Origin of the sequence: Nonomuraea sp. NPDC001636, assembly GCF_040298265.1 — a bacterium.
Classification (GTDB): Bacteria; Actinomycetota; Actinomycetes; order Streptosporangiales; family Streptosporangiaceae; genus Nonomuraea.
Map to the genome: position 1 here is coordinate 502847 of NZ_JBEOZT010000001.1, position 25896 is coordinate 528742.

The 25896-nt window shown below is 69.7% G+C and carries 28 protein-coding genes; 22 read left to right on the top strand and 6 right to left on the bottom strand.

All coding sequences use genetic code 11. From position 1 onward, the window contains the following. Positions 1-36 precede the first annotated feature (36 nt). The 18 genes from prfA to ABT158_RS02355 all read left to right on the top strand — a co-directional run bounded on the left by prfA (position 37) and on the right by ABT158_RS02355 (position 16627). Positions 37-1089 carry a peptide chain release factor 1 gene (prfA, locus tag ABT158_RS02270; protein ID WP_352349986.1) on the top strand — a complete coding sequence of 351 codons (1053 nt, stop codon included), beginning with the start codon at positions 37-39 and terminating at the stop codon, positions 1087-1089. After that, a complete protein-coding gene (gene prmC, locus ABT158_RS02275; RefSeq protein WP_352320399.1) occupies positions 1086-1940 on the top strand; it encodes a peptide chain release factor N(5)-glutamine methyltransferase in 855 nt (284 codons plus the stop codon). Before prfA ends, prmC begins: the two co-directional genes overlap by 4 nt. Position 1941: 1 nt before the next feature. Beyond that, a complete protein-coding gene (locus ABT158_RS02280; protein ID WP_352349989.1) occupies positions 1942-2598 on the top strand; it encodes an L-threonylcarbamoyladenylate synthase in 657 nt (218 codons plus the stop codon). A gap of 89 nt (positions 2599-2687) precedes the next feature. Beyond that, positions 2688-5105 (top strand): hypothetical protein, encoded by a 2418-nt coding sequence (locus ABT158_RS02285; RefSeq protein ID WP_352349991.1) that lies wholly within the window; start codon positions 2688-2690, stop codon positions 5103-5105. Next, a complete protein-coding gene (locus ABT158_RS02290; protein ID WP_352349993.1) occupies positions 5105-5479 on the top strand; it encodes a hypothetical protein in 375 nt (124 codons plus the stop codon). The genes ABT158_RS02285 and ABT158_RS02290 overlap by 1 nt, the downstream gene beginning before the upstream one ends. 216 nt (positions 5480-5695) lie before the next feature. Continuing rightward, positions 5696-6961 carry a serine hydroxymethyltransferase gene (gene glyA, locus ABT158_RS02295; RefSeq protein WP_352349995.1) on the top strand — a complete coding sequence of 422 codons (1266 nt, stop codon included), beginning with the start codon at positions 5696-5698 and terminating at the stop codon, positions 6959-6961. Between the two features lie 57 nt (positions 6962-7018). Continuing rightward, positions 7019-8308: a glycosyltransferase family 4 protein gene (locus tag ABT158_RS02300; RefSeq protein WP_352349997.1), complete on the top strand. Its 1290-nt coding sequence runs from the start codon at positions 7019-7021 to the stop codon at positions 8306-8308. A gap of 131 nt (positions 8309-8439) precedes the next feature. Beyond that, complete coding sequence (locus tag ABT158_RS02305) at positions 8440-8862, top strand: Cg1360 family ATP-synthase-associated protein (RefSeq protein ID WP_352349999.1); 423 nt, start codon at positions 8440-8442, stop codon at positions 8860-8862. A 65-nt stretch (positions 8863-8927) separates the two neighbouring features. Further along, positions 8928-9143: an AtpZ/AtpI family protein gene (locus tag ABT158_RS02310; protein ID WP_229824207.1), complete on the top strand. Its 216-nt coding sequence runs from the start codon at positions 8928-8930 to the stop codon at positions 9141-9143. 67 nt (positions 9144-9210) lie between these two features. Further along, on the top strand, positions 9211-10008 hold the full coding sequence (gene atpB, locus ABT158_RS02315) for a F0F1 ATP synthase subunit A (protein WP_352350001.1): 798 nt from the start codon (positions 9211-9213) through the stop codon (positions 10006-10008). A gap of 69 nt (positions 10009-10077) precedes the next feature. Further along, positions 10078-10308, top strand: coding sequence for an ATP synthase F0 subunit C (gene atpE, locus ABT158_RS02320; protein WP_188190622.1), 231 nt, complete (start codon positions 10078-10080; stop codon positions 10306-10308). A gap of 32 nt (positions 10309-10340) precedes the next feature. Beyond that, on the top strand, positions 10341-10892 hold the full coding sequence (locus tag ABT158_RS02325) for a F0F1 ATP synthase subunit B (protein WP_352320415.1): 552 nt from the start codon (positions 10341-10343) through the stop codon (positions 10890-10892). Continuing rightward, positions 10892-11701: a F0F1 ATP synthase subunit delta gene (locus ABT158_RS02330; RefSeq protein WP_352350003.1), complete on the top strand. Its 810-nt coding sequence runs from the start codon at positions 10892-10894 to the stop codon at positions 11699-11701. The genes ABT158_RS02325 and ABT158_RS02330 overlap by 1 nt, the downstream gene beginning before the upstream one ends. A 40-nt stretch (positions 11702-11741) precedes the next feature. Then, positions 11742-13391, top strand: a complete 1650-nt coding sequence (atpA, locus tag ABT158_RS02335) for a F0F1 ATP synthase subunit alpha (RefSeq protein ID WP_352320419.1) — start codon at positions 11742-11744, stop codon at positions 13389-13391. A 3-nt stretch (positions 13392-13394) separates the two neighbouring features. Then, on the top strand, positions 13395-14297 hold the full coding sequence (locus tag ABT158_RS02340; protein WP_125631661.1) for a F0F1 ATP synthase subunit gamma: 903 nt from the start codon (positions 13395-13397) through the stop codon (positions 14295-14297). A 1-nt stretch (position 14298) separates the two neighbouring features. Next, positions 14299-15747: a F0F1 ATP synthase subunit beta gene (atpD, locus tag ABT158_RS02345; protein WP_352350006.1), complete on the top strand. Its 1449-nt coding sequence runs from the start codon at positions 14299-14301 to the stop codon at positions 15745-15747. A gap of 68 nt (positions 15748-15815) precedes the next feature. After that, positions 15816-16217: a F0F1 ATP synthase subunit epsilon gene (locus ABT158_RS02350; protein ID WP_080042501.1), complete on the top strand. Its 402-nt coding sequence runs from the start codon at positions 15816-15818 to the stop codon at positions 16215-16217. A gap of 29 nt (positions 16218-16246) precedes the next feature. Then, positions 16247-16627, top strand: a complete 381-nt coding sequence (locus ABT158_RS02355; protein WP_352350008.1) for a DUF2550 family protein — start codon at positions 16247-16249, stop codon at positions 16625-16627. Here the strand turns inward: ABT158_RS02355 and ABT158_RS02360 are convergent. Beyond that, positions 16624-17214 (bottom strand): cob(I)yrinic acid a,c-diamide adenosyltransferase, encoded by a 591-nt coding sequence (locus tag ABT158_RS02360; RefSeq protein ID WP_352324278.1) that lies wholly within the window; start codon positions 17212-17214, stop codon positions 16624-16626. The genes ABT158_RS02355 and ABT158_RS02360 overlap by 4 nt on opposite strands. Positions 17215-17341: 127 nt before the next feature. On the opposite strand from ABT158_RS02360, the gene ABT158_RS02365 reads away from it, so the two are divergent. The 4 genes from ABT158_RS02365 to ABT158_RS02380 all read left to right on the top strand — a co-directional run bounded on the left by ABT158_RS02365 (position 17342) and on the right by ABT158_RS02380 (position 20896). Continuing rightward, positions 17342-18238 (top strand): ABC transporter ATP-binding protein, encoded by an 897-nt coding sequence (locus tag ABT158_RS02365; RefSeq protein ID WP_352350010.1) that lies wholly within the window; start codon positions 17342-17344, stop codon positions 18236-18238. Further along, positions 18235-19344 (top strand): ABC transporter permease, encoded by a 1110-nt coding sequence (locus ABT158_RS02370; protein ID WP_352324280.1) that lies wholly within the window; start codon positions 18235-18237, stop codon positions 19342-19344. Before ABT158_RS02365 ends, ABT158_RS02370 begins: the two co-directional genes overlap by 4 nt. Beyond that, on the top strand, positions 19345-20514 hold the full coding sequence (locus ABT158_RS02375; protein ID WP_352350012.1) for a sensor histidine kinase: 1170 nt from the start codon (positions 19345-19347) through the stop codon (positions 20512-20514). A gap of 64 nt (positions 20515-20578) precedes the next feature. After that, complete coding sequence (locus ABT158_RS02380; RefSeq protein WP_352350014.1) at positions 20579-20896, top strand: STAS domain-containing protein; 318 nt, start codon at positions 20579-20581, stop codon at positions 20894-20896. A 168-nt stretch (positions 20897-21064) separates the two neighbouring features. Here the strand turns inward: ABT158_RS02380 and ABT158_RS02385 are convergent, their stop codons facing one another. The 5 genes from ABT158_RS02385 to nucS all read right to left on the bottom strand — a co-directional run bounded on the left by ABT158_RS02385 (position 21065) and on the right by nucS (position 25889). Then, on the bottom strand, positions 21065-21607 hold the full coding sequence (locus ABT158_RS02385; protein ID WP_352350016.1) for a TetR/AcrR family transcriptional regulator: 543 nt from the start codon (positions 21605-21607) through the stop codon (positions 21065-21067). Between the two features lie 144 nt (positions 21608-21751). Continuing rightward, positions 21752-23224 carry an aldehyde dehydrogenase family protein gene (locus ABT158_RS02390; RefSeq protein ID WP_352350018.1) on the bottom strand — a complete coding sequence of 491 codons (1473 nt, stop codon included), beginning with the start codon at positions 23222-23224 and terminating at the stop codon, positions 21752-21754. Positions 23225-23256: 32 nt separating this feature from the next. Further along, positions 23257-23814 carry a GNAT family N-acetyltransferase gene (locus tag ABT158_RS02395; RefSeq protein WP_352350020.1) on the bottom strand — a complete coding sequence of 186 codons (558 nt, stop codon included), beginning with the start codon at positions 23812-23814 and terminating at the stop codon, positions 23257-23259. Between the two features lie 3 nt (positions 23815-23817). After that, positions 23818-25119, bottom strand: coding sequence for a carotenoid oxygenase family protein (locus tag ABT158_RS02400; RefSeq protein WP_352350022.1), 1302 nt, complete (start codon positions 25117-25119; stop codon positions 23818-23820). Between the two features lie 107 nt (positions 25120-25226). Continuing rightward, on the bottom strand, positions 25227-25889 hold the full coding sequence (nucS, locus tag ABT158_RS02405) for an endonuclease NucS (protein WP_352350024.1): 663 nt from the start codon (positions 25887-25889) through the stop codon (positions 25227-25229). Positions 25890-25896: the final 7 nt, after the last annotated feature.

Genomic DNA, 25896 nt, shown 5'->3' on the forward strand with positions numbered 1-25896 from the left:
TGGTGAAACGGCATTCAAACCACTGAAGGACCCACGGTGAACCTCGACGAGTTGCTCAAGGAGTATTCCGAGCTGGAGCTGCAGCTTGCCGACCCCGCCGTGCACGCCGACCAGAACAAGGCCCGCACACTCGGCCGGCGCTACAGCCAGCTCACCCCGATCGTCAGCACCTACCGGGAGCTCGACGCGGCCCGCGAGGACCTGACGGCGGCCAAGGAACTGGCCGGCGAGGACGAGGGGTTCGCGGCCGAGGCGGCCGAGATCGAGGAGCGCATCCCGCAGCTTGAGGAGAAGCTCAAGCACCTGCTCATCCCGCGCGACCCCAACGATGACAAAGACATCATCATGGAGATCAAGGCGGGCGAGGGCGGCGAGGAGTCCGCGCTGTTCGCCGGCGACCTGCTGCGGATGTACCTGCGCTACGCCGAGCGCCTCGGCTGGAAGACCGAGATCATCGACACCCAGCCCTCCGACCTCGGCGGCTACAAAGACGTCACGGTCGGCATCAAGGCCAAGGGCGACGAGGGCGTGTGGTCCAGGCTCAAGTTCGAGGGCGGCGTCCACCGCGTGCAGCGGGTGCCCGTCACCGAGTCCCAGGGCCGCATCCACACCAGCGCCGCGGGTGTGCTGGTCTACCCGGAGGCGGAGGAGGTCGAGGTCCAGATCGACCCCAACGACCTGCGCATCGACGTCTACCGCTCCAGCGGTCCCGGTGGCCAGAGCGTCAACACGACCGACTCGGCCGTGCGCATCACCCACCTGCCCACGGGCGTGGTCGTCTCCTGCCAGAACGAGAAGAGCCAGCTCCAGAACAAGGAGTCGGCGATGCGCATCCTGCGTGCCCGCCTGCTGGCCGTGGCCCAGGAGCAGGCCGACGCCGCGGCGCAGGCCGAGCGCAAGTCGCAGGTCCGCACGGTCGACCGTTCCGAGCGCATCCGCACGTACAACTTTCCCGAGAACCGGATTTCCGACCACCGCGTAGGCTTCAAGGCGTATAACCTCGACCAGGTTCTCGACGGCGAGCTCAACGCCGTCACCCAGGCACTCATCGACGCCGAGATGGCGGAGAAGCTCGCACAACACTCATGACATTTCTGCTGGACGAGATCGCTCTGGCCACCGCCCGGCTCGCCGAGGCAGGTGTGCCTTCGCCGCGCACCGACGCGGAGGAGATCGCGGCGTTCGTCCACGGCGTGCGCAGGAGCGAGCTCCACACGGTCAAGGACTCCGACTTCGACGCGCTGTTCTGGGAGGGCATCGCCCGGCGCGAGGCGCGTGAGCCGCTGCAGCACATCACCGGCCACGCCTACTTCCGCTACCTGGAGCTCGCGGTCGGCCCCGGCGTGTTCGTGCCGCGGCCGGAGACCGAGGTCATGGCCGGGTGGGCGATCGAGACCCTGCGCGCCATGGACGTGACGGCGCCGCTCGTCGTCGACCTCGGCACCGGCTCGGGGGCCATCGCGCTGTCGATCGCCCAGGAGGTCGCGCTCGCCGAGGTGCACGCCGTCGAGGTCGACCCCGCTGCCTACACCTGGGCCAAGCGCAACATCTCCGAGCTGGGCCAGGGGCGTACGCACCTGCACCCGGAAGACCTCGCCGAAGCCCTTCCCGAGCTCAACGGCAAGGTCGACCTGGTGATCTCCAACCCGCCGTACATCCCGCCCGGCGCCATCCCGCGCGACCCCGAGGTCCGCGACTACGACCCCTCCCGGGCCCTTTACGGCTCCGGCGACGACGGCCTCGGCGAGGTGCGCGCGGTCGAACGCACCGCCCGCCGCCTGCTGCGCCCCGGCGGCTGGGTGGCCGTCGAACACGCCGACGAGCAGGGCAGGGCCGTCTATCTGACCTTCCCGGAGGACAACGGCTGGCGCGACGTCCGCCTGCGCCAGGACCTCACCCGAAGGGACCGCTTCGTCACGGCCAGACTCGGCCAGGACTAGGATGCACGCCGTGGGAAGACGCTTTGACTGCTCCGACATCGACCAGCGCGCCGAGGGCCTGATCGAGGCCGCCACCGCCGTGCGCCGCGGCGAGCTGGTCGTGCTGCCGACCGACACCGTCTACGGCATCGGCGCCGACGCGTTCATGCCGCCGGCCGTCACCGCGCTGCTCGACGCCAAGGGGCGCGGCCGCGACATGCCGCCGCCCGTGCTCGTGGGCACCGTCAGAGCCGCCACGGCGCTCGTGGACGACCTCGGGCCCTACGGGCAGGATCTCATCGACGCCTTCTGGCCGGGGCCGCTCACGCTGGTCTGCAGGGCCAACAGGGCCCTTTCCTGGGACCTGGGCGACACCAAGGGCACGGTCGCCGTCCGCATGCCGCTCCACCCGGTCGCCCTCGACCTGCTCAAGGAGACCGGCCCGATGGCCGTCTCCAGCGCCAACCGCTCCGGCGCCCCCGCGGCGACGACGGCGGAGGAGGCAGAGGAGCAGCTCGGCGACTCGGTCGCGGTCTATCTCGACGGCGGCAAGACGACCGACAACACGCCCTCGACCATCCTCGACCTCACCACCGCGGTGCCCCGGATGTTGCGCCGCGGCGCGATCCCCGTCGAGAAGCTGCGCGGCATCATCGGCTACGTCGCCACCGACGACTGACGTCATACCGTCTTTGCATCCCGGCTGCGGCGACGCCACGGCCGCGATTACCGTGAGTCCCGGAACGGCGACACGTCCGGGAGTGGCCCATGGGCAAGTTCGACGGCATGGATCCGCAGCTGGTCCGTGACCTGCTGACCGAGGTCAAGCACGCGTCCTCGGCGCTGCGCACGGCCGAGGACCAGGTCAGGGCGGTGCTGAGCCGTGCCGGGCTGTCCGCGCGGAGCACCCACCGTCCGGTCCAGGTGGCCGACTCCGCCGATCACATGGTCAAGGACGTCAACGCGCGGCTGGCCGTCCTGGAGAAGCGCGCCGACGGGAAGCTGGGCGACACGTCGAAGACGGGCGGCGGCGGCACGGCCGACGAGCCCAAGGAGTCGCCGGGCAGCCGCGACGACAAGTACGGCAACCCCCGCGCCGACGACCCGCCCAAGCACACCGACCCCGCCACCCCCGGACACCCCGCCGACCCGAAGCCCACCCACCCCTCCACCCCGAAGGACCACGACCCGAAACCCACCGACCCACCCCCGAAAACCCCCGACCCCAAGCCCACGGACCCACCCGCCCCGAAAGACCACGACCCCAAACCGACGGACCCGCCCGCGTCGAGGCACCACGACCCCAAGCCGACGGATCCGCCCGCGTCGAGGGACCACGACCCCAAACCGACGGACCCGCCGACGCCGAAGGACCCCGACGGCAAGACCGGCGACGACGGTGCCAAGGCCGACGGCGACGGGAAGGCGTGCGACGGCGCCGACAAGGACACCGGGACCAGCGGAAACGACACCAGGACCGACGGACGGACCGGTGAGCGGACCGGCGACCGCACAGACGGCCGCAGCGACGGCCGCATCGGTGACACCCCGGCCGCCGACGACCCCAAGGCCCCCGACCAGGACAGCAGACGCGACCGGGGAGCGGAGGCCGACACCGGCACCGCCAACGTCCCCGCGAAGGACCAGCCGGACGACCCGCACAAGCCCCAGGTCGTGGTGGTCGACGGCGTGAAGGTCCTCCAGGTCCCCATCGACCCGCCCACGGCCGAACAACTGGAATCCCTGCTCAAGAACGTCGACAACGTGCAGCCCGCCGACATGCCGACCGTGCACGCCGACGGCGGCGCGGCGACGGCGGGCGGAGGCGAAGGGCTGTCGGTGCCGACAGGAGAGGGCGGCACCGACCCCTCGACGACCACCGCAGGCAACACCACCGCCCACCACCCCGGCACGGCAACCGCGACCGGCCACCCGTACGGCACCGCAACCGCGACCGGCCACCCCTACGGCACGTCAGAAGGCACGGGCGCACACTTCGGCACCGCAGGCGACACGACGTCCCACAACGGCAGCACCCAAGACGATGCGGCCACCCACCCCGGCACCACCGGAGACACCTACCGCGGCACCACCGGGGACACAGGCGCCCACCAGGGCACCCCAGGAGACGCGGGCACCCACGGCACCCACGCCGACGGCACCTCCGCCACCCCGACCCGCCCCGACGCCACCACAGGCACCGGCACCCAGCCCATCGGCGACACCGGCCGGGCCGACGGCGCAAATGGCCACACGGACACCGGCACAGGCCGGACCGACGGCTCCAGCGGCGGCGCGATCAGCGACAACGGCCGCTCCGACAGCGGCACCACGGACACCGGCCGCACTGACGACACCGCCTGCGCCGACGACAAGGCCCCGAACGGCAACCGCACTGACGCGGGCACCGCCAACGGCAACCGTGACGCCGGCGGCAACACCGACGGTGGGCGCGCGGATGGTGGACGTGACGGCGTGGGGACCGGTGGCGGTGCGGCTGATGCCGGTCGGGCTGATGGCGGCGCCGTGAATGGTGGCCGTGACGTCGGTGGTGGCTACGGAGATGGTGGGCGTGCCGATGGCGGCGCAGGCAATGGGCGTGGCGATGTGGGCACCGGTGGTGGCGCGGCCGATGCTGATCGGGCTGATGCCGGGCGGGCTGACGGTGGGGCCGCGGATGCTGCTCGGGCTGGTGCAGATGGTGGAGCTGGGCGGGGTGACGGGTCTGCTGGGGTGCGGATTCCGCCTACGGCGCCTGGGGGAGGGGCGGCCGTATCCGCTGGAGGAGACGTTTCTGCTGGAGGGGACGTATTTGCTGGTGGTGGTGATACGGGGCGTCATGTCGCGGCTGTTCACGGCGGTGTCGGGGGGCATGGTGATGGTGGGGCGCAGGGCTTGGACGGCGGGGGTCATGGTGATGGTGGGGCGCAGGGCTTGGACGGCGGGGGTGCCGGTGGGAAGTGGGTGAGTGAGGGAGACGGGGTCGTGGCTGTGGATGTGTCCTCGGCCAGGCCGGAGGCGATCAGGACTTTGATCGACGACGTCCGCGACATTCAGCCGCTCGACATGCCGTCCGTGGGGGTTCCGCCCGGTGAGTACGGCGAGGGTGACTGGGCTCCCAGGGACATCAGGCCGGACGGTCCATCGGGTGAGGTCGATCCCGGGACGTCGGGAAGGAGCGTGTGATGTACGTCGACCCGCCCGCCCCCAGGCCCAGGAGCAGGGACGAGATGCCGCCCGTCACCGCAGCGGGCCCGCTGGACAACCAGCCGCTGGCCTACGAGTTCAACCCCGACTACGAACGTCTGGTCACCGCCTGGAACACCGTCATGCCCATGCTGGAGAAGCTCAGCACGGCCCTCGACAAGGCGTACGCGCTGGCCAAGAGCCCGCAGACGTGGGACGCACCGGTCGGCGATCGTTATGTGCAGGACATCCGGGAATGGCGGTCGAAGCTGGCTCTCTACCGTCACGCCGTGCTCACCGCGATCAGCGACCAGGCCGACGACACCCCGAGGTGGATCCCCAGCCAGACCGGCGCACCACACGCCTTCCCCTGACCTCCGCCTTCCCCGGCGCTTCGCGGTCCTTGAGCTTCACGGTCCGGGAGGCTCCGCGCTCCTGGAGGCTCCCGGAAGTACCCGGAGGCTCGCGGTCGCCGTCACCTGGCCTTCGCAGGCAGGTGACCGCCTTCATGGCTCCCGACCGTCACGAACCCCCTGCCCTCGCAGCGCGGCTATCTGGGCAAAACGGACACGCGGTCGTACAGTGGAGAAATGGGTGGGGAGCCGTACTACGGGCCCGACTTCGGGCGGTTGCGGCGGCAGGATCCGGAGCTGGCGCAGGTGCTGCTCGACGAGCTCGAACGCGAACGCGCCGGCATCCAGCTGATCGCCGGCGAGAACTTCACCTCCCCCGCGGTCATGGCCGCCCTGGGTTCCACCCTCACCAACAAGTACGCCGAGGGCTACCCCGGCAGGCGCTACTACGGCGGCTGCGAGGTCGTCGACCGGGCCGAACGGCTGGCGGTGGAGCGGGCGCGCAGGCTGTTCGGCGCCGAGCACGCCAACGTCCAGCCGCATTCGGGCGCGAGCGCCAACCTGGCCGCCTACGCCGCCCTGCTCCAGCCCGGCGACACCATGCTCGCCATGGCGCTCCCGCACGGCGGCCACCTCACGCACGGCTCGAAGGTGAACTTCTCGGGACGATGGTTCGACGTCGCCTCCTACGGCGTGCGCCGCGACACCGAGCTCATCGACTACGACGAGGTGCGCGACCTGGCGCTGCGACGCCGGCCCAAGGTCATCGTGTGCGGCGCGACGGCGTACCCGAGACTGATCGACTTCTCGGTCTTCCGCGGCATCGCCGACGAGGTGGGCGCGTGGTTGCTGGCCGACGTGGCGCACCCGATCGGGCTGATGGCGGGCGGGGTGATCCCGTCGGCGGTGCCGTACGCGGACGTCGTGACGCTGACCACGCACAAGGTGCTGCGCGGGCCGCGCGGCGGCGCGATCCTGTGCACGGAGGAGCTGGCCGCCAAGATCGACCGGGCGGTGTTCCCGTTCGTGCAGGGCGGGCCGCTGATGCACGCGGTGGCGGCCAAGGCGGTGGCGTTCGGGGAGGCGCTGCGGCCGGAGTTCGCCGCGTACGCAAGCCGCGTCGTCGGCAACGCCCGCGCGCTCGCCTCCGCGCTGGAGGGGGCGGGCATGCGTCCGGTCACCGGCGGCACCGACACCCACCTGGCCCTGATCGACCTGCGTGAGCTGGGCGTCTCGGGCGCCGAGGCCGAACGGCGCTGCGCGGCCGCCGGCATCACGCTCAACCGCAACGTCATCCCGTACGATCCGGAGCCGGCGGCCGTCACCTCCGGGATCCGGGTGGGCACGGCGTGCGTGACGACGCAGGGCATGGGCCCGCGGGAGATGGAGGAGGTGGGAAGTCTGCTGTCGATGTCCGTACGCGATCCGGCCGTTGCGCCCGAGGTCAGGGAAAGAGTGGCGGCGCTTCTCGCCATCCATCAGCCATATCTCAGCGAATATTAAGCTGGTCTGTGTCGGTTTCCGGTCACAGCTGGCCGGAGCATCCGGGAAACTAGGTCCGTGCGCGAATACCTGTTCATGGCGCTCATCTCGGCAGCGGTGACGTATCTGCTGGTCCCGCTGGTGCGCCGCTTCGCCATCCGCATCGGCGCCATGCCCGAGGTTCGCGAGCGCGACGTGCACACCACGCCGACGCCGAGACTCGGCGGCCTGGCCATGTACGGCGGTCTGGTGGTCGGCCTGCTGGTCGCCAGCCAGCTGAAACACACCGGCGCGGCGCTGTCGGAGTACGACGGCAGAGCCGTCACCGCGTTGATCGTCGCCGGCGGCCTGATCACGCTCACCGGCTTCCTCGACGACTGGTGGGGCATGGACGCCTTCATCAAGCTCGGCGGGCAGATCGCGGCGGCGGGCGTGCTGGTCTACTTCGACCTGCGGCTGCTCTACATCCCGCTGCCGAAGGACTGGGGCGGCTCCACCAGCCTCGACTACACGCTGAGCACGATCATCACCATCATGATCGTGGTGGTCACCATCAACGCCGTGAACTTCGTCGACGGGCTCGACGGGCTCGCGGCCGGCATCGTCTGCATCGCCGCCATGGCCACGTGGGCGTACTCGATCCTGCTGGCGCAGAGCATGAGCGTGGGCAACATCACCACGACGGCGGCCATCGCGGCCGTGCTCATCGGCACGTGCCTGGGCTTCCTGCCGCACAACTTCCATCCGGCCAAGATCTTCATGGGCGACACCGGGGCGATGCTGATCGGGCTGGTGCTCGCCTCCTCGATCGTCACGGTGACACCGCTCGACCCGGCCGCCATCGAGGACATGAACAAGGTCCCGGTGCTGCTGCCGCTGATGCTGCCGGCGGCGGTGCTGGTCCTGCCGCTGATCGACCTGATCACCGCCGTGGTCCGGCGCACGTCCCACGGCATGTCGCCGTTCGCGCCCGACCGCGGTCACCTGCACCACCGGCTGCTGGACATCGGCCACTCGCACCGCCGCTCGGTGCTGATCATGTACGCGTGGGCGTTCCTGTTCGCCTTCGGCCTGGTGGCGATGTCCCGCGAGGGCGTGCCGGTGCTGCTGTTCGTCGTGGTCATCGTGCTGGCGCTGGCGGTGCTCGTCCTGATGGCGGCGCCGCGGTGGCGGGGGAGGGGCGGCGCGCACGCCGCCACGCGCGACAAGCAGCCCGACGACGACGGCCCGCCCACCGGCCCGATGCCGCCGATCGGCCCGGACACCCAGGTCAGGCGGCAGATGCCGCCGCAGGGCGGCCCTTCGGCGCAGGAACGCGCGAGCGCCGAGGGCAAACCGGTCATTCCTGCATTTCCGAGCCGTCCGTGATCGGGAACTAGAAACGGCAGGTAAAAGCGGTCTTCCGTGAGCTTGTGATATCTTTCACGAGCAGGGACCTCCAGACGCACATGTTCTGGAGGTAGCAAACGCTCGCTTGACAACATGCTGATGGAGCACCGATGCAGGCCAACGACGTGCGCGTACTCAAGAGCGCCGCTGTTCCGACCTTCGCGGTCGGGGTGGTCGCGGTCATCGTGGCGTTCCTCCTCGCGGGCGGCAAGGGAGCGCTCGGCGCGGCCCTCGGCACCTTGCTCGTCGGGGTTTTCTTCAGCATCAGCGTGGTAGCGGTCTCCTATGCCGCCCGCGTCTCCCCCCAGATGATGGCGATCGCGGCGATGGTCAGCTACCTCGTCAAAGTCGTCGCCATCATGGTGGTGCTGTCCGCCTTCCGTGAGACCACCGCCTGGAACACCCAGGCCTTCGCGTGGTCCGTGGTCGGATGCACGCTCGTCTGGACCGGATTCGAGGTCCGCGCGTTCATGAAGACCAAGATGCTCTACGTCGACCCCGAAGCCTCGGTCCCCGGAAAGGGCGACTCATGAGGCAGGTAAAGGGATGGGGTCCGATATGACTAGTCCTCCACTCGCCTGCTATCGTCGGGGCCGCGATGAGCGCACAGGAACGCCGGCCGGAACACGACGGTCGCGACTTCTCCGATGCCATGTGGTCAGTCCCCAGCTATCTGCTCGCCGGGATGGCGGTCTATGGCGGTCTCGGGTGGTTGCTGGACCGGTGGCTCGACATGTCCGCGTTCTTCCCCATAGGCGTGGTCCTTGGGGTCGTGCTCGGCGGCTACGCGGTCTACCGGAAGTTCGGTCGCTAACCCGACGCAGCGATCGCCTCGCTGAGGAAACCCTTGTGATCCACTACGACGTTGAAGGGAACGCCGCGTGATTGCGCTGACGGTCCTCGCCCCCGAAGACAACTTCCGGGCGCCATCGCCCGATGAGCTGTTCAATTCGTTCACGCCGATCATCCCCGGGGTGACCTGGTTCACCAAGCCGGTGCTGCTGGCGATGCTCAGCGCGCTCGTGGTGATCGCCGTGTGCTGGGTGGCCTTCGCCAAGCCGAAGCTCGTGCCGAGGGGCACCCAGAACGTCGTCGAGTACGGCTACATGTTCGTCCGTGACCAGATCGCCCGGCCGTTCCTCGGCAAGGACGCCGATCGGTGGATGGGCCTGCTGGTCACGCTCTTCTTCCTGGTCCTGTTCTGGAACATCCTCGGCGTGATCCCGCTCGCGCAGTTCCCGGTCGCCTCGCACATCGCGTTCCCGGCCGTGCTCGCGCTCTCGATCTACGCGATCAAGGTCTACCTGGGCGTCAAGCACCAGGGCGGCATCGGTTACTTCAAGAACATGATGTTCCCGCCCGGCCTGCCCAAGCCGATCTACTTCCTTCTGGCGCCGATCGAGTTCCTGTCGAACATGATCATCGCGCCGTTCACGCACGCTGTCCGACTGTTCGCGAACATGTTCGCCGGTCACATGCTGCTCGCGTTCTTCAGCATGGTCGGCTTCTGGTTCCTGTTCGAGAAGCTGACGCCCTTGGGTGCCCCCGTCGGCGTGGTGGGCGTGATCATGACGATCATCCTGACCGGGTTCGAGATGTTCATCCAGTTCCTGCAGGCCTTCCTGTTCGCGATGCTGGCGTCGATGTACATCGGCGGCGCGCTGCACCCGGATCACTGAGAACCACATACCGGAATATCCATGACCGGTGGGACTCCCTTCACCGGCCGTCCAGTAAAGGAAATAGCAATGAGCGTTCTCGCTGAGGTCTCCGGCAACGTCACCGCCATCGGTTACGGTCTCGCCGCCATCGGCCCCGGCATCGGCGTCGGCATCATCTTCGGTCAGGGCGTGCAGGCCATCGCGCGTCAGCCCGAGGCTTACGGCCTGATCCGCCAGAACATGCTCCTCGGCTTCGTCCTCACCGAGGCCCTCGCCCTGATCGGTCTGGTCGCGCCGTTCATCTTCGCGGGCATCTAGGACCAGAAGAATTCTGACGAAAGGCTGCACCCATGATTAAGGCAGCTACGCTCCTCGCGCAGGAAGAAGGGGCGAACCCGCTCCTTCCGCACACGTTCGAGCTCGTCGTCGGTATCTTCTCGTTCCTCGTCGTCCTCCTCGTCGTCGGCAAGATTCTCGTTCCGCGCATCCAGAAGACTCTGGCCGAGCGGACCGACGCGATCGAGGGTGGCATCAAGAGGGCTGAGGAGGCCCAGGCCGAGGCGCAGAACCTCCAGCGGCAGTACGCGCAGCAGCTTGAGGAGGCCCGCCGCGAGGCCGGCCGGCTCCGTGAAGAGGCTCGCGAGCAGGCCGCGCAGATCAAGGCGGAGCTCCGCGAGGAGGCGCAGGCCGAGGCCCGTCGTCTCGTCGAGGCCGCGCACGCCCAGATCGAGGCCGACCGCGCCGCCGCGTTCGCGCAGCTCCGCACGGAGATCGGCCGTCTGTCCACCGAGCTGGCCGGCCGCATCGTCGGCGAGTCCCTTGAGGACGAGGTCCGCCAGAGCCGGATCGTGGACAGGTTCCTCGACGAGCTCGAGAGCAGCAACGCGCAGGCGGTGCGCTAATGCGAGGTCTGAGCAGGACCTCGTTGGCAGAGGTCGAGGAGCGCTTCAACGCGGTCGCGGGCAGCGCCGACCTCGGCGCGCTCTCCGACGAGTTGTTCGCCGTCGCGGATCTGCTCGACCGCGAGCACGGCCTGCGCCGCGCGCTGTCCGACCCGGCCAGGGCTGCCGAGCAGAAGGCGGGCACCGTCCGCGCCCTGCTCGGCGGCAAGGTCTCCGAGGCGGCCCTCGCCACGACCGAGGCCGCGGTCTCGGTCCGGTGGTCGCGCGCGGGTGACCTGGCCGACTCGCTCGAACGGCTCGGCGTCGTCGCCGCCGCCGCCGAGGCGGAGGGCCAGTCCAGGCTCGACGACGTCGAGGACGAGCTCTTCCGCTTCGGCCGTATCGTCGCCGCCAACCCCGACCTCCGACGCGCGCTCGCCGACGCGGCCGCGCCCGCGGAGGGCAAGCGGCAGCTGCTGGGCGACCTGCTCGGCGGCAAGGTGGCCCCCACCAGCCAGCGCCTGATCACGCAGCTGGCGGTGCACCCGCGCGGGCGTAGCCTGGAAAGGGGCTTGGAGGAGTTCGGCCAGCTCGTGGCCCAGCAGCGCCAGCGCCTGGTGGCGGTCGTGCGCAGCGCGGTCGAGCTGTCCGACGCGCAGAAGCAGCGACTGGCCGACTGGCTGCGCACCTCCTACGGTCGTGACGTGCACCTGAACGTCGAGGTGGACAAGCGAGTGCTCGGTGGGTTCTCGGTCCGCATCGGCGACGAGATGATCGACACCACGATCGTGGGACGAATTGAAGAAGTCCGCCGCCGGTTGGCCGGCTGAGGCGCAGTGAGCGCCGAATGAATAGGGAGACAGAGTAGAGATGGCGGAGCTTACGATCCGGCCGGACGAGATCCGGGACGCGCTTGAGCGCTTCGTCCAGGCGTACGAACCGGAAGGCGCCGCGCGCGAGGAGATCGGGACCGTCGTCGACGCCGGCGACGGCATTGCCCATGTCTCCGGCCTTCCCTCGGCGATGGCGAACGAGCTGCTCGAGTTCGAGGACGGCACGCGCGGCCTGGCCCTGAACCTCGACCCCCGAGAGATCGGCGTCGTGGTCCTGGGCGACTTCAGCAAGATCGAGGAAGGCCAGACGGTCCGCCGGACGGGCGAGGTCCTGTCCGTGCCGGTCGGCGACAACTTCCTCGGCCGTGTGGTCGACCCGCTCGGCAACCCCCTCGACGGCAAGGGCGCGATCGAGTCCGAGGGCCTGCGCGCCCTCGAACTGCAGGCCCCCTCGGTCGTCCAGCGGCAGCCGGTGAAGCAGCCGCTGCAGACCGGCATCAAGGCCATCGACGCCATGACGCCGATCGGCCGCGGCCAGCGCCAGCTGATCATCGGTGACCGTGGCACGGGCAAGACCGCCGTGGCCGTCGACACCATCCTCAACCAGCGCGACAACTGGCTCTCGGGCGACCCCGAGAAGCAGGTGCGCTGCGTCTACGTCGCGGTCGGCCAGAAGGGCTCGACGATCGCCCAGGTGCGCTCCCGTCTCGAAGAGGCCGGCGCCCTGGAGTACACCACGATCGTCGCCGCCCCGGCCTCCGACCCGGCGGGTTACAAGTACATCGCCCCCTACACCGGTTCGGCCATCGGCCAGCACTGGATGTACCAGGGCAAGCACGTCCTCATCATCTTCGACGACCTCACCAAGCAGGCCGACGCCTACCGCGCCGTCTCGCTGCTGCTTCGCCGCCCGCCGGGCCGCGAGGCGTTCCCCGGTGACGTCTTCTACCTCCACTCCCGTCTGCTGGAGCGCTGCGCCAAGCTCTCCGCCGACATGGGCGGTGGCTCGATGACCGGTCTTCCGATCATCGAGACCAAGGGCAACGACGTGTCGGCGTTCATCCCGACCAACGTCATCTCCATCACCGACGGCCAGATCTTCCTGGAGACCGACTACTTCAACGCCGGTATCCGTCCCGCCATCAACGTCGGTATCTCGGTCTCCCGAGTCGGTGGCTCGGCGCAGATCAAGGCGATGCGCAAGGTGGCCGGCACGCTGCGCCTGTCGCTGTCGCAGTACCGCGACCTGGAGGCCTTCGCGGCCTTCGCCTCCGACCTGGACGCGGCCTCCCGCGCCCAGCTGGAGCGCGGTCAGCGCCTGACCGAGCTGCTCATCCAGCCGCAGTACTCGCCGTTCTCCGTGGAGCGTCAGGTCGTGTCGGTGTGGGCGGGCACGACGGGTGAGCTCGACGAGGTTCCGATCGAGGACATCCGCCGCTTCGAGCAGGAGTTCCTCGACTACCTGCAGAGCAGTCACAAGGGCATCTTCGACAGCATCCGCGAGACCAACGAGCTGTCCGACGACGCGGTGACCAGCCTCAAGGACGCCGTCACGGAGTTCAAGAAGGGCTTCACCACCTCTTCGGGCGAGCTCCTGGTCAAGGACGAGCCGGTGGCGCCGCTCGAGGCCGACGAGGTCGGCCAGGAGAAGATCAAGAAGGTCGTCCGTCCGGCGACGGAGAAGTAGCTCATGGGTGCCCAGCTAAGGCTGCTGCGGCGGCGGATCAGGTCGGTCAAGTCGACCGCCAAGATCACGCGCGCCCAGGAGCTCATCGCCTCCTCGCGGATCGTGAAGGCGCAGATGCGGATGCAGGCGGCGCTGCCGTACGAGCGTGAGATCACTCGCGCCGTCACCGGCGTCGTCAGCAACGCGGCCAGCGTCGACCATCCGCTGACCGTGGCGAAGGAGAACCCCGCCAAGGCGGGCGTCCTCATCGTCACCAGCGACAGCGGGTTCTGTGGCGGCTTCAACGCCAACGTCCTGCGCGAGGCCGAGGCCCTGCGCGGGCTGCTGGAGAGCCGCGGCCTGACGGTGGTGCCGTTCGTCACCGGCCGGAAGGGTGTCACCTGGCACACCTTCCGCAACCGTACGATGGGCGGCCAGTGGGTCGGCTTCTCCAGGAAGCCGGCCTACGCCGACGCCAAGGAGATCGCGCAGACGCTGATCGACTCCTTCAAGGAAGAGGCGGGGATCGACGAGATCCACATCGTCTCGACCGAGTTCGTCTCGATGCTGACCCAGAACGTCGTGGTCAAGCGCGTGCTGCCGCTGGAGGTCGAGGAGACCGAGGCGACGGCCACCGAGACGATCCCGCCGTACTTCGAGTTCGAGCCCACCGCGGGCGACGTGCTCGAATCGCTGCTGCCGCGCTATGTGGAGTCCCGCATCTTCACGGCGCTGCTGCAGTCGGCTGCTTCGGAGGAGGCCGCGCGCCGCCGCGCCATGAAGTCCGCCACGGACAACGCCAACGAGCTGATCCGCGTGTTCACCATGCAGATGAACCAGGCTCGCCAGGCCGAGATCACCCAGGAAATCAGCGAGATCGTCGGTGGCGCCAACGCGCTGGCTGACGCCGCAGCGGGGAAAGAGTGAAATGACTGCAGAGGCTGTTGAGACTGTTGAGCCCACGTCGGCCGGTGCCGGTCGTGTGGCCAGCGTCAAGGGGCCCGTCGTCGACGTGGAGTTCCCCGTCGAGGCGATGCCCGACATCTACAACGCGCTCAACGTCGAGGTGACCCTCGGCGGCGAGACCAAGACCCTGACCATGGAGGTCGCCCAGCACCTGGGTGACAACCTGGTCCGCGCCATCTCCATGCAGCCCACCGACGGCCTGGTCCGCGGTACGGCCGTCACCGACTCCGGCCACCCGATCTCGGTGCCCGTCGGCGACGTCGTCAAGGGTCACGTGTGGAACGCGCTCGGCGAGTCGCTCGACGTGCCGACCGCTTCGCTCCAGGTCACCGAGAAGTGGGGCATCCACCGGCCGTCCCCGCCCTTCGACCAGCTCGAGTCCCGTACCGAGATGCTGGTCACGGGTATCAAGGTCATCGACCTGCTCACCCCGTACGTGCAGGGTGGCAAGATCGGCCTGTTCGGCGGCGCCGGTGTGGGCAAGACGGTTCTCATCCAGGAGATGATCCGTCGTGTCGCCCGCAACTTCGGTGGCACCTCGGTGTTCGCCGGCGTCGGCGAGCGCACCCGTGAGGGCAACGACCTCTGGCTGGAGATGGAGGAGGCGGACGTCCTCAAGGACACCGCGCTCGTCTTCGGCCAGATGGACGAGCCGCCGGGCACCCGTCTGCGGGTGGCCCTGTCCGCGCTGACGATGGCGGAGTACTTCCGCGACGTGCAGAAGCAGGACGTGCTGCTGTTCATCGACAACATCTTCCGCTTCACGCAGGCGGGCTCGGAGGTCTCCACCCTCCTCGGCCGCATGCCGTCCGCGGTGGGTTACCAGCCGACGCTGGCCGACGAGATGGGTGTGCTCCAGGAGCGCATCACCTCGACGCGCGGTCACTCGATCACCTCCATGCAGGCGATCTACGTGCCCGCCGACGACATCACCGACCCGGCCCCGCACAACGCGTTCGCGCACCTCGACGCGCAGACCGTTCTGTCCCGGCCGATCTCGGAGAAGGGCATCTACCCCGCGGTGGACCCGCTCGACTCCACCTCCCGGATCCTCGACCCGCAGGTCGTGGGCGAGGAGCACTACCGGGTGGCCCAGGAGACCAAGCGGATCCTGCAGAAGTACCGCGAGCTCCAGGACATCATCGCGATCCTCGGTATCGACGAGCTGTCCGAAGAGGACAAGGTCACCGTGCAGCGGGCCCGTCGCATCGAGCGGTTCCTGTCGCACCCGATGTACGCCGCCGAGGCGTTCACCGGCCAGCCGGGCGAGAACGTCCCGCTGGACGAGACGATCGCCTCCTTCAAGGGCCTGTGCGCCGGCGAGTACGACCACCTGCCCGAGCAGGCGTTCTTCATGGTCGGCGGCATCGACCAGGCCGTGGCCAAGGCCAAGGAACTCGAGCGTCGCTGATCGCCCTACGGTAGTGGCACGGGTGGGAGAACCCGTGCCGCTACCTGATCGGAAAGGAACCTGACGAAGTGGCGAAGCTACGCGTAGGGGTTGTCTCACCCGAGCGTGAGATCTGGTCGGGCGAGGCCGACATGGTGATTGCCAAGACCGTTGACGGCGAGATCGGTATTATGCCGCAACACGCACCCGTGCTCGGTGTCCTCGTCGAGGGCGGCGTGCTGCGCGTCAAGCGGGAAGGTGAGCCCGAGCTCGTCGCGGCCGTTCACGGGGGGTTCATCTCCGTGGCCGATGATGAGGTGTCGGTGCTCGCCGAGGTCGCCGAGCTCGGTTCCGAGGTCGACGTCGCGGCCGCCCGAGACGCTCTCGACCGGGCTCAGGCCTCGATCGAGGCCAACCAGGAGGACGCCGACGCGGCGATCGAGGCGAAGCGGGCCAGGGCCCGGCTGCGCGCGGCGGGCGAAGAGGTTTAATACATACAACGGGATTCAGGGGGGCGGCCATGGTGGCGACGGTTTCGGTTTTGTTGTTGCTGCTGGTCGCCCTCGTGGTCCTGCGAGGGGTGACGCTCGCCCGTTCGCGCGGGAGCGTACCCTGTCGGCTGAAAGCAGGCAGCCGAGGGTGGCAGAGCGGGGTTGCCCGCTACGCCGACGGTGAGCTCCACTGGATTCCGCTCATGGGCGTCCGACTGAGGCCGCGCCACGCGATCGCGAGGCGCGGCCTCGTCGTTTCCGCCCGGCGGGAGATCGACGGCGGCCTCTACGCCGTCGACTGCGGCGGCACGACGCGCGGGTTGTCGCTGGCGATGAGCGCCGACGCCCTCACCGGCTTCCTCGCCTGGCTGGAGTCGGCGCCGCCCAGCGCGTACCTCGACGTCGCCTAGCGGGTGCCGCCGGGCTTCCAGAGGATCTCGTTGCCGCCGTGGGCGACCCGGCAGGCGATGAAGAGCAGGTCGGACAGCCTGTTGAGGTATTTCGCGGTCAGCGGGTTGACGTCGTCGTGGGCCTCGAGCGCCGCCCACGTGGTGCGCTCGGCCCTGCGTACGGTCACCCGGGCCAGGTGCAGCGCGGCCGTGGCCGGGTCGCCGCCGGGCAGGATGAAGCTGCGCAGCGGCTGGAGCTCGGCGTTGAGCCGGTCGCACTGCTCCTCCAGCCGGTCGATGTAGGACTGCTCCACCCGCAGCGGCGGGAACTCCGGCTCGTCCACCACCGGTGTGGCGAGGTCGGCCCCCACGTCGAACAGCTCGTTCTGGATGCGCACGAGGAGCGCCACGAGGTCGGCGGACAGGGTGCCGTGGGACAGGGCCAGGCCCAGGCAGGCGTTGGCCTCCTCGACGTCGGCGTAGGCGGCCAGCCGGGTGTCGGTCTTGGCCGCGCGGCTCATGTCGCTCAGGTTCGTGGTGCCGTCGTCGCCCGTACGGGTGTAGATGCGGGAGAGGACGACGGGCTTGTCCTTGTCGGCACGCGTCATGAGCCCAGCGTAATGACAAATGTCATCCGAACGGGACGCGCTTTCCATGTCGCGTCCATGATTTCCACGACTACCAGGGCGAACGCCGCCAAAGCCACAATCTACTCATGACGAGAGAGAGGACCTGATGCTCGAGATCAGCGAGCTGCGCAAGCGCTTCGCGGGCGGTCCCGACAACCCCGGCGGCAAGGTGGCCCTGGACGGGATCAGCTTCACGGTACGTCCGGGCGAGATGTACGGCTTCGTGGGCGCGAACGGTGCGGGCAAGACGACGACGATGCGCATCGTCATGGGCGTGCTCCAGGCCGACTCCGGTTCGGTGCGCTGGCGGGACCGCGCGCTGGGCTACGACGACCGCACGCGGTTCGGCTACATGCCCGAGGAGCGCGGGCTGTACCAGAAGATGCGGGTCAGCGAGCAGATCGAGTACTTCGGCCGGCTGCACGGGCTCGCCCCGGCGGCGGCGAAGAAGGCCGCCGACGAGCTCATCGAGCGGCTGGGGCTGACCGAGCGCAGGGGCGACGCGGTGCAGACGTTGTCGCTGGGCAACCAGCAGCGCGTGCAGCTCGCCGTGGCGCTGGTGCACGACCCCGAGGCGCTGGTCCTGGACGAGCCGTTCTCGGGGCTCGACCCGCTCGCCGTGGACGCCCTGGCCGGGGCGCTCCAGGAACGCTGCCGGAGCGGCGTGCCGGTGATCTTCTCCAGCCACCAGCTAGACCTGGTGGAGCGGCTGTGCGACTCGGTGGGCATCGTCTCCGGCGGCAGGATGGTCGCGACAGGCACGGTGGCCGAACTGCGCGCCGCCGAGGGCGACACGTTGCGCGTGGAGGTCCGCGACCCCGCCCCGGGCTGGGCCGACGGCCTGCCGGGCACGGTGACCGTCCACGGCGACCTGCACACCCTGCGGACGACCGAGGGCGACGACCAGGAGATCCTGCGCCGCGCCATGAAGGCGGGCCGCGTCGAGCACTTCGGGGTCGAGCAGCCGACCCTCACCGAGATCTTCAAGGAGGCCGTGGCGTGAACGGACTGATGCTGGTCGCCCGCCGCGAGATCGTCACGCAGGTTCGGACGAAGACGTTCCTGGTCGGCCTGCTGGTGACCGCGCTGCTGGTGGCGGCCGTCTCCTTCGCGCCCAAGATCATGGGCGGGAACGACTCGTACACGCTGGGCACGGTCAACTCCCAGCAGCTACCGCTGAAGGCCGCCGCGCCGGACGCCGAGTTCGAGTGGCGCTCCTTCCCCGACGAGGCCGCGGCCAAGAAGGCCGTGCTGGCCGGTGACGTGGACGCGGTGCTGGTCAACGGCGACAAGGTGCTCACCGACGGCGAGATCGACAGCAAGCTCGGCGTGCTCATGCAGAGCACCAACCGGGAGATGCGGCTCGGCGCGGCCGGGGTGACGATCCCGCCGCTGCAGATGGTCTCCGTGGGCGTGGACACCCGCTACCAGGCGGCCAAGACCGGCATCGCCGTGGTGCTGGTGCTCGTCCTGTTCATGCTGCTCATGGGTCAGGTCATGATGGTGGCGATGGGCGTGGTGGAGGAGAAGGGCAGCAGGATCGTGGAGATCCTGCTCGCGGCGGTGCGCCCGTGGCAGCTGCTCGGCGGCAAGATCGTCGGGCTGGGCGTGCTCGGGCTGATCAACCTGCTCACCATCCTCGCCGTCGGCCTGGTCGCCACGTCGGTGTCGGGGTTCGCCGCCGACTTCCCGCCGGGCGTGCCGGGGCTGGTGGTCGCCGTCCTGGTCTGGTTCGTGCTCGGGTACGCGTTCTTCGCCACGCTCGCGGCCGCGTTCGCCTCGCTGGTCTCCCGCCAGGAGGAGGTGAGCAGTGTGATGTCGCCGCTGACCATGCTCATCATGGTCACGTACTTCGTGGCCTTCTACGCCACCAACGACCCCACGGGCACGCTGGCCACGGTGATGTCCTACATCCCGCCGTTCTCGTCGATGATCATGCCGGTCCGGATGGCGGCGGCGGACGTGCCGATGTGGCAGGTGGCGGCGTCCATGGCGGCGATGGCCGTGGCCGTGCTGGCGGTGTTGTCGTTCGGCGCCAAGGTCTACGAGCGGGCGGTGCTGCGCACGGGCGCCCGGCTGAAGCTCGGCGACGTGCTGCGCGCGGGCTAGATGGACGCGATCACGCGGGCGCGGCGGCTGACCCGCCGGATGCTGAACTCGACGCTCGTGATCATGTGGATCTTCCTGATCGCGTCGACCGTCTTCAGCCTCGGCTCGGGGGCGGCCGGCTGGCCGCGCCTGCTGCTCGCGACGATCGCGGCACTCGGCTTCACCTGGCTCTACGTACGCGTCGTCGCCGCGGTCATGGAGCGCCGGTATCCCACGAGGGAGGTCGTGTGGACCGGCGCTCTGGCGTTCCTGGCGGCGCTGCTCGGCGGGGCCGACCCCATGGGCTGGGGGTTCGTGCCCATGGTCTGGCTGTCGGTGGTGGTGATCGGGCTGCCCGCGCGCCGGGCGCTGGCGCTGGGCGCGGCGACGTGCGCGGCCTGCGTCGGGCTCGGCGCACTGTCCGTGCTGGGGGGGACGGGCCTGCTGGCGCTGAGCGGTGACTCCTTCCTCGTCTCGCTGCTCGTCATCGCCGCCCTCGACGTCGTGTGGGCCACGGCGCTGCCCTGCACCAACAGGATGTGGGCCTGGATCTGGTCGCTGGCCGTGCAGGCCCACGACGGCCGCGAGGCGCACACCCGGCTGGCGCTGGCCGAGGAGCGGCTGCGTTTCGCCAGGGACCTGCACGACCTGGTCGGCCATCAGCTGTCCGCCATCGCCGTCAAGACCGAGCTGGCCGTACGCCTGGCCGACGCCGACGGCAAGGCCGCCAGGGACGAGATGGCGGAGGTGAACACGCTGACCCGCAAGGCCCTGCGGGAGCTGCGCCAGGCCGTGCGCGGCTACCGCGAACTTGACTTGACCGCTGAGCTGAATAGCGTGAAGGGAGTGCTCGAAGCGGCCGGCGTCCGCTGCGAGGTGCGCCTGCCGCACCGCGAGCTGCCCCACGGGGTCGCGCCGGTGTTCGCCTACGCGGTGCGTGAGGCCGTCACGAACGTGCTGAAGCACAGCGCCGCGACCTTCTGCGACATCACCCTGCGGTTCACCGACCAGGAGGCGGAACTGGCGGTGCGCAACGACGGCGTGGCCCGCAGGCAGGCCGACGACCTGGGCAGCGGGCTGACCGGCATGGGCGAGCGGATGGCTGCCGTGGGCGGGCGCATGACGGCCCGTCCCACCGGCGACGGACAGTTCCTGCTGACGGCTGTCGTGTCACTCCCGATAGATGGGTAGGGGAGGTGGAGCGGGGGTTTCGATCCCGGCGACCACACGCCGTGTGCGTGATTGAGGAGGTGGCATGCGCGTCCGGCGCAATCCACGAGGCCAGACGGTGCGGATCGGCGCCCGGCTCGACGCCGGCACGTCGGCCGGCGTGCGCGAGCGGCTGCACGCCGCGCTCGACGCCGGCGAGGGCGACCTCATCCTCGACCTCTCCAAGCTGGAGATGATCGACGCCACCGGGCTCGGGGTGCTGGTCGGAGCGCATCGGCGCGCGATCAGCGTGCAACGCCGCCTCGTTCTTCGGGGGGTGCCCCCGCGGATCATGCGGATCCTGGCGGTGACCCGGCTGAATCGGGTCCTGCTCGTCGAGGTTCCCGCGGCCGCGGTGGCCTGAGGTCACATATCGGGGCCGGGCGCCGATCAGCCGTCGCCCGTGCCCTTTCACGAGCCGAATATAGAAGGAATGTAGATTTCGGCTGGCCCGCTATCACGGGCGTGGGCACTCGGAAAGAACTGTGAAAGTGATTATTCTGTGACCCCATCACTGCGGGTAATCGGCGGGTCACGACGGACTGAGGCTGCGGATGAAGATGTGCACCGCCACCTCGACCAGATCGTCGATGGCGGGCTGCTGGTCGGCCAGTATCCATTCGATCAGCAGCTCTTGCAGCGCGCCAATTACGCCAAGTGCCACCAGGCGCCGATTCAGCGAGCCGGCCTGCGGGAAATCCGCCGACGCCTCCTCCACGAGCCGGGCGAAGGAGTCCACCGCCCGCTGACGCGAGGCTGTCAGGACGTCACCCGACCTGCGCACCTCCAGGTGCATGATGCGGGCCCGCCGCCAGTCGGCGGCGGCGAACTCGATATAGGCGCGAATCCCCGCCTTGACTCTTCCGTCAAGCGTGCCCGGCGCCTCCTGTAACGCTTTGGCCACAACCGCGAGGCTTTCCTCCACGCACCGCTCGTGCAGCGCCTGGAGCAACTCCTCGCGGCCGCCGAAACATTCGTAGAAGGCGCGGTTGGAGATCCGCGCCTCCGAGCACAATCTTTCGATGGTCGTCGCCGCGAAACCTGGTTTCGCGTATAGCGTGTAGGCGGCCGTCATCAGCCGCTCGCGTCTGTCCGCCAGCCTTTGCTCAGCCGACATTCCCCGGTAAGACCGGTTCACATTCCACCCGTCCAACATGATCGTGGCCCCCAGAGCACACAATTATGGACGGATGATCGGATTTGGGAAAGAGTGCGATGATTATCTTTTACGTCGTCCGTGCAAGAACGTGACAAGCCTGATCAGTCGCTCAAGCTCGTCGGGGCCCCTCCTGAACGAGGTCAGGTTCATGCCGGGCAGGGCGAAGCGCTGCCGGGAGACCGCCTTCGGCCTGGTGAACTCGCGTAGGCCGTCGGCTCCGTGGATGCGGCCGAACCCCGAGTCGCCGACCCCGCCGAACGGCAGCGCGGGCACCCCGGCGAAGGAGATGACCGAGTTGACGGCGGTCATCCCGGTACGCATCGCGCGCGCGAGCCGCGTCGCCCGGCGCGCGTCCCGCGAGAAGATCGTGCCCGCCAGCCCGTACGCCGAGGCGTTGGCCAGCTCCAGCGCCTCCTGCGCGTCGCGGGTGCGCCGGACGGTGATCGTCGGCCCGAACGTCTCCTCGCGCACGGCCGGGGAGTCCTCGGGCACGTCCGCCACGATGACCGGGTCGACGAACGGCGCCCGGACCGAGCCGGGGCCGCCGGTCACCACTTTTCCGGACTTGGTGGCGTCGTCGATGTGCCGCCGGATGATGTCGATCTGGGCGGGCATGGTGATCGGGCCGTAGTCCTGGCCGGCCTTGATCTCGGCGGCCCGCTCCGACAGCTCCCGCATGAACGGCTCGTACACCGCGTCCACCACGTAGACCCGCTCGACGCCCGCGCAGGTCTGGCCCGCGTTGGACATCGCGCCCCACAGGCAGGCGTCGGCCGCGGCGGGCAGGTCGGCGTCGGCGTCCACAATGAAGGCGTCCTTGCCGCCGCACTCGGCCACGAGGGGCGTGAGGTTCTCCGCGCACGCCGCCATGACCCGCTTGGCGGTGGCGGTCGAGCCGGTGAAGGCCACCTTCCGCACCCGGGGGTCGGCGGCCAGCGCCGCGCCGGTCTCGCCGAGCCCGGTCACCGTCTGCAACACCGGCTGCTCGGGCACCGACTCGGCGAACAGCTCCGCCAGCCGCACGCCCACGCCCGGGGTGAGCTCGCTGGGCTTGAACACGACCGCGTTGCCGGCGGCCAGCGCGTACGCGATGGACCCCATGGGGGTGAACACCGGGTAGTTCCACGGGCCGATCACGCCGACCACGCCGAGCGGCAGGTACTCCAGGGTGGCGGCCAGGTTGAGCCCCAGCATGCCGGTCGCCACGCGGCGGCGGCCCAGCACCTTGGCGGCGTTGCGGGCCGCCCAGTCGAGGTGCGTGACGGCCAGCACGATCTCCAGCGTGGCGTCGCCCACCGGCTTGCCGGTCTCCTCGTGCACCAGCGCGGCCAGCTCCCGCAGGCGCCGCGTGATGACCGCCTTGTAGTCGAGCAGGCGGCGCCTGCGCTCGCCCGCGGGCAGGCCCGCCCACCACTCCGCGGCCGTCTCGGCCCTGGTCACGGCCTCGCGCACGGCCTGGGCGTCGTTCTTGGGGTGACTGCCGACGACCTCGCCGGTAGCCGGGTTCAGTGAGTCGAACGTCAGCGTGGTCATGGCGTCACGATAAACCGGTAAGCCGTCGCTTACTAGCTCCGGGGCGGGCGCAGCATCCCCCACACCGGCGGCCCGTCCGGCAGCGTGAACCGCTCGGTGACCGCGAACCCGAACCGCTCGTAGAAGGGCACGTTCGACTCCTTGCTGCTCTCCAGGTAGACGGGCAGGCCGCCGCATCTGGCCAGGCCCGCGCGCAGCAGCGCGCCGCCCACGCCGGTGCCCTGGAGCTCGGGCACGGTGCCGAGCTGAGCCAGGTACCAGTAGGGGCCTTCCGGCTTGTGCCGGGCCAACTCCTCCTCCAGCACCAGCCCCTGGCGCACCCGGTCGCCCATGGCCGCCACCAGGCCGGGCACGGCCGCCTCCATGTCGGGCCGGTGGCCCGGCGGGTCCCACAGCGCGGCCCCCGCTACGGCGCCGCCCCCGCTGAGCGCCGTGTCGGTGAACCCGTGCAGGTGACGGGCGATCGTGGTGAACATCCCCGCCGCGCCATGGCCGCCGGGCAGCAGCCAGCAGACCACCGGATCGTCGTGGAAGGCCCTGGCCAGCGCGTCGCCGGCGGCCTCGAAGTCGTCGGACTGCCTGATCTCCACCGGTCAGCCCTCCGCGAACCACGAGCCGTGGAAGCCCGCCGGCACCCGCCTGGGCAGCCGCACCGACGCGACGCCGGACAGGTCGCTCGCGTCCAGCACCAGCAGCTCGGACGACTCCCCGGAGGTGACGATCGACAGCAGCCACCCCTCGTCCTCGCCCGCGGCCCCCTCGGCCGGCACGAACACGGCCTCGCCGGTGGCGCCGCCGGTCTTCCTGACCTGGGCGGAGCCGTCGCGCAGGTCGTACTTGACGACGGCGTCGGCGCCCACCGTGTACAGGTGGCGGCTGGGCCGGCCGAGCAGGTCCTCGTTGAACGTGGGGAACTCCACGCCGCGGTCGTCCAGCGCCTCCTCCGTGGCCGTGCCGGTGGCCGGGTCGAGGGTCCAGCGGTGCAGGGCGGCCGCGCCGGCGGCGCCCGCGTGCCGGGCCGGGTCGGCGGCGCCGCCGATCTGCTTCCAGACGGCGGACCACGCGCCGGGGGAGTAGCGGGCGGCGTTCAGGACGACGCGCACCCGCTCGTCCTCCCAGGCGTTGCCGACGTGGAACACGTAGCAGGGGTCGACGTCGAACCAGCGGGTCGGGCCGCCCGCCCGGGGGGTGACGCCGATCCTGGCGCCGTAGTCGTCCTCCCACGCGTACGGCATGCCGCGGCGGTCCAGGTCGAACACCACCGGCAGGTCCAGCCAGAGCAGGTGGTGCTCGGTGACGGCGAAGTCGTGCATCATCGTCGGCCCCGGCACCTCGATCTCCCTGCTCTCCACCAGCTCGCCGGCGGCCGAGAGCCGGTGGTAGGTGAGGAACGGCGGGAAGTATCCGTAGCCGAAGAAGTGCAGCTCGCCGGTGAGCGGGTCGTGCTTGGGGTGGGCGGTCATCGCGGTGGTCAGCCGTCCGCCGAAGTCGCACGGGCCCACGGTGGCCAGCTCGGGCGTCACCTCGTGCGGCAGGCCGTTCTCCACGAGCGCCAGGATGCGCCCGGCGTGCCGGACGACGTGCGTGTTGGCGGTCACGGCGGCGAGATCGACGCCGGTGTCGGAGACGAACGGCGCGTCGTCGGTGAACTTGCTGGTCCGCACCCACCGGTTGCGGTACCACTCGGCCCGCCCGTCCCGCAGCCGGACGCCGTGCAGCATGCCGTGCCCGGCGAACCAGTGGCCGGGATCCTCGCCCGGCCGCGGGTTGGGCCCGTTGCGGAAGTAGCGCCCGGTCAGCTCGGCGGGCAGCGCGCCCGTGACCTCCAGGTCGTGCGCCTCGATCTCGTCGGGGACGGGCGCCAGGTCGCCGCTGAGATACGCGGGAACGTCCATGAACACTCCAATCTCGATAGGTCGAAACTAGAACGTCCATGAGAGACGTGTCAACACAGGAATGTCAGGCCATGGGAAATCCCGGCCTGCCAGGAGGCCGGGAAGGGCTAGAAGAGGGTCGGGTTCTCCGGCTCGATGCCGCGCAGGGCGGCGTAGTCGAGGGTGACGCAGTCGATGCCCCGGTCGGCGGCCAGCACGCGCGCCTGCGGCTTGATCTCCTGCGCCGCGAACACCCCGCGCACCGGCGCGAGCAGCGGATCGCGGTTGAGCAGCTCCAGGTAGCGGGTGAGCTGCTCGACGCCGTCGATCTCGCCGCGCCGCTTGATCTCGATGGCCACCGTCGCGCCCTGCGCGTCGCGGCACAGGATGTCGACCGGCCCGATGGCCGTCATGTACTCGCGGCGGATCAGCGAGTAGCCCTCGCCCAGGGTCGTGATGTGCTCCGCCAGCAGCTCCTGGAGGTGGGCCTCCACGCCGTCCTTGATCAGGCCGGGGTCGACGCCCAGCTCGTGGCTGGAGTCGTGGATGATCTCCGCCATGGTCAGGACCAGCTTCTCGCCGGTCTTGCCGTGGGTGACCGTCCAGGTCTCGCCGTCCTCCTTGAGCTTGCACGGCGGGTTCATCCAGTTGAGCGGTTTGAAGGCGCGGTCGTCGGCGTGGATGCTGACGCTCCCGTCCGCCTTGATGAGGACGAGCCTCGGCGCCATCGGCAGATGCGCCGTGAGCCGTCCGATGTAATCCACGCTGCACCGCGCGATGACCAGCCGCATGACGGTC

What these genes read in the sequence shown, in the direction of transcription:
- prmC (WP_352320399.1), top strand. Translation starts at nt 1,086, where the DNA reads ATGACATTTCTGCTGGACGAGATCGCTCTGGCCACCGCCCGGCTCGCC.
- ABT158_RS02280 (WP_352349989.1), top strand. Translation starts at nt 1,942, where the DNA reads ATGCACGCCGTGGGAAGACGCTTTGACTGCTCCGACATCGACCAGCGC.
- ABT158_RS02285 (WP_352349991.1), top strand. Translation starts at nt 2,688, where the DNA reads ATGGGCAAGTTCGACGGCATGGATCCGCAGCTGGTCCGTGACCTGCTG.
- ABT158_RS02290 (WP_352349993.1), top strand. Translation starts at nt 5,105, where the DNA reads ATGTACGTCGACCCGCCCGCCCCCAGGCCCAGGAGCAGGGACGAGATG.
- glyA (WP_352349995.1), top strand. Translation starts at nt 5,696, where the DNA reads ATGGGTGGGGAGCCGTACTACGGGCCCGACTTCGGGCGGTTGCGGCGG.
- ABT158_RS02305 (WP_352349999.1), top strand. Translation starts at nt 8,440, where the DNA reads ATGCAGGCCAACGACGTGCGCGTACTCAAGAGCGCCGCTGTTCCGACC.
- ABT158_RS02310 (WP_229824207.1), top strand. Translation starts at nt 8,928, where the DNA reads ATGAGCGCACAGGAACGCCGGCCGGAACACGACGGTCGCGACTTCTCC.
- atpE (WP_188190622.1), top strand. Translation starts at nt 10,078, where the DNA reads ATGAGCGTTCTCGCTGAGGTCTCCGGCAACGTCACCGCCATCGGTTAC.
- ABT158_RS02325 (WP_352320415.1), top strand. Translation starts at nt 10,341, where the DNA reads ATGATTAAGGCAGCTACGCTCCTCGCGCAGGAAGAAGGGGCGAACCCG.
- ABT158_RS02330 (WP_352350003.1), top strand. Translation starts at nt 10,892, where the DNA reads ATGCGAGGTCTGAGCAGGACCTCGTTGGCAGAGGTCGAGGAGCGCTTC.
- atpA (WP_352320419.1), top strand. Translation starts at nt 11,742, where the DNA reads ATGGCGGAGCTTACGATCCGGCCGGACGAGATCCGGGACGCGCTTGAG.
- ABT158_RS02340 (WP_125631661.1), top strand. Translation starts at nt 13,395, where the DNA reads ATGGGTGCCCAGCTAAGGCTGCTGCGGCGGCGGATCAGGTCGGTCAAG.
- atpD (WP_352350006.1), top strand. Translation starts at nt 14,299, where the DNA reads ATGACTGCAGAGGCTGTTGAGACTGTTGAGCCCACGTCGGCCGGTGCC.
- ABT158_RS02355 (WP_352350008.1), top strand. Translation starts at nt 16,247, where the DNA reads ATGGTGGCGACGGTTTCGGTTTTGTTGTTGCTGCTGGTCGCCCTCGTG.
- ABT158_RS02360 (WP_352324278.1), bottom strand. Translation starts at nt 17,214, where the DNA reads ATGACGCGTGCCGACAAGGACAAGCCCGTCGTCCTCTCCCGCATCTAC.
- ABT158_RS02365 (WP_352350010.1), top strand. Translation starts at nt 17,342, where the DNA reads ATGCTCGAGATCAGCGAGCTGCGCAAGCGCTTCGCGGGCGGTCCCGAC.
- ABT158_RS02375 (WP_352350012.1), top strand. Translation starts at nt 19,345, where the DNA reads ATGGACGCGATCACGCGGGCGCGGCGGCTGACCCGCCGGATGCTGAAC.
- ABT158_RS02380 (WP_352350014.1), top strand. Translation starts at nt 20,579, where the DNA reads ATGCGCGTCCGGCGCAATCCACGAGGCCAGACGGTGCGGATCGGCGCC.
- ABT158_RS02385 (WP_352350016.1), bottom strand. Translation starts at nt 21,607, where the DNA reads ATGACGGCCGCCTACACGCTATACGCGAAACCAGGTTTCGCGGCGACG.
- ABT158_RS02390 (WP_352350018.1), bottom strand. Translation starts at nt 23,224, where the DNA reads ATGACCACGCTGACGTTCGACTCACTGAACCCGGCTACCGGCGAGGTC.
- ABT158_RS02400 (WP_352350022.1), bottom strand. Translation starts at nt 25,119, where the DNA reads ATGGACGTTCCCGCGTATCTCAGCGGCGACCTGGCGCCCGTCCCCGAC.
- nucS (WP_352350024.1), bottom strand. Translation starts at nt 25,889, where the DNA reads ATGCGGCTGGTCATCGCGCGGTGCAGCGTGGATTACATCGGACGGCTC.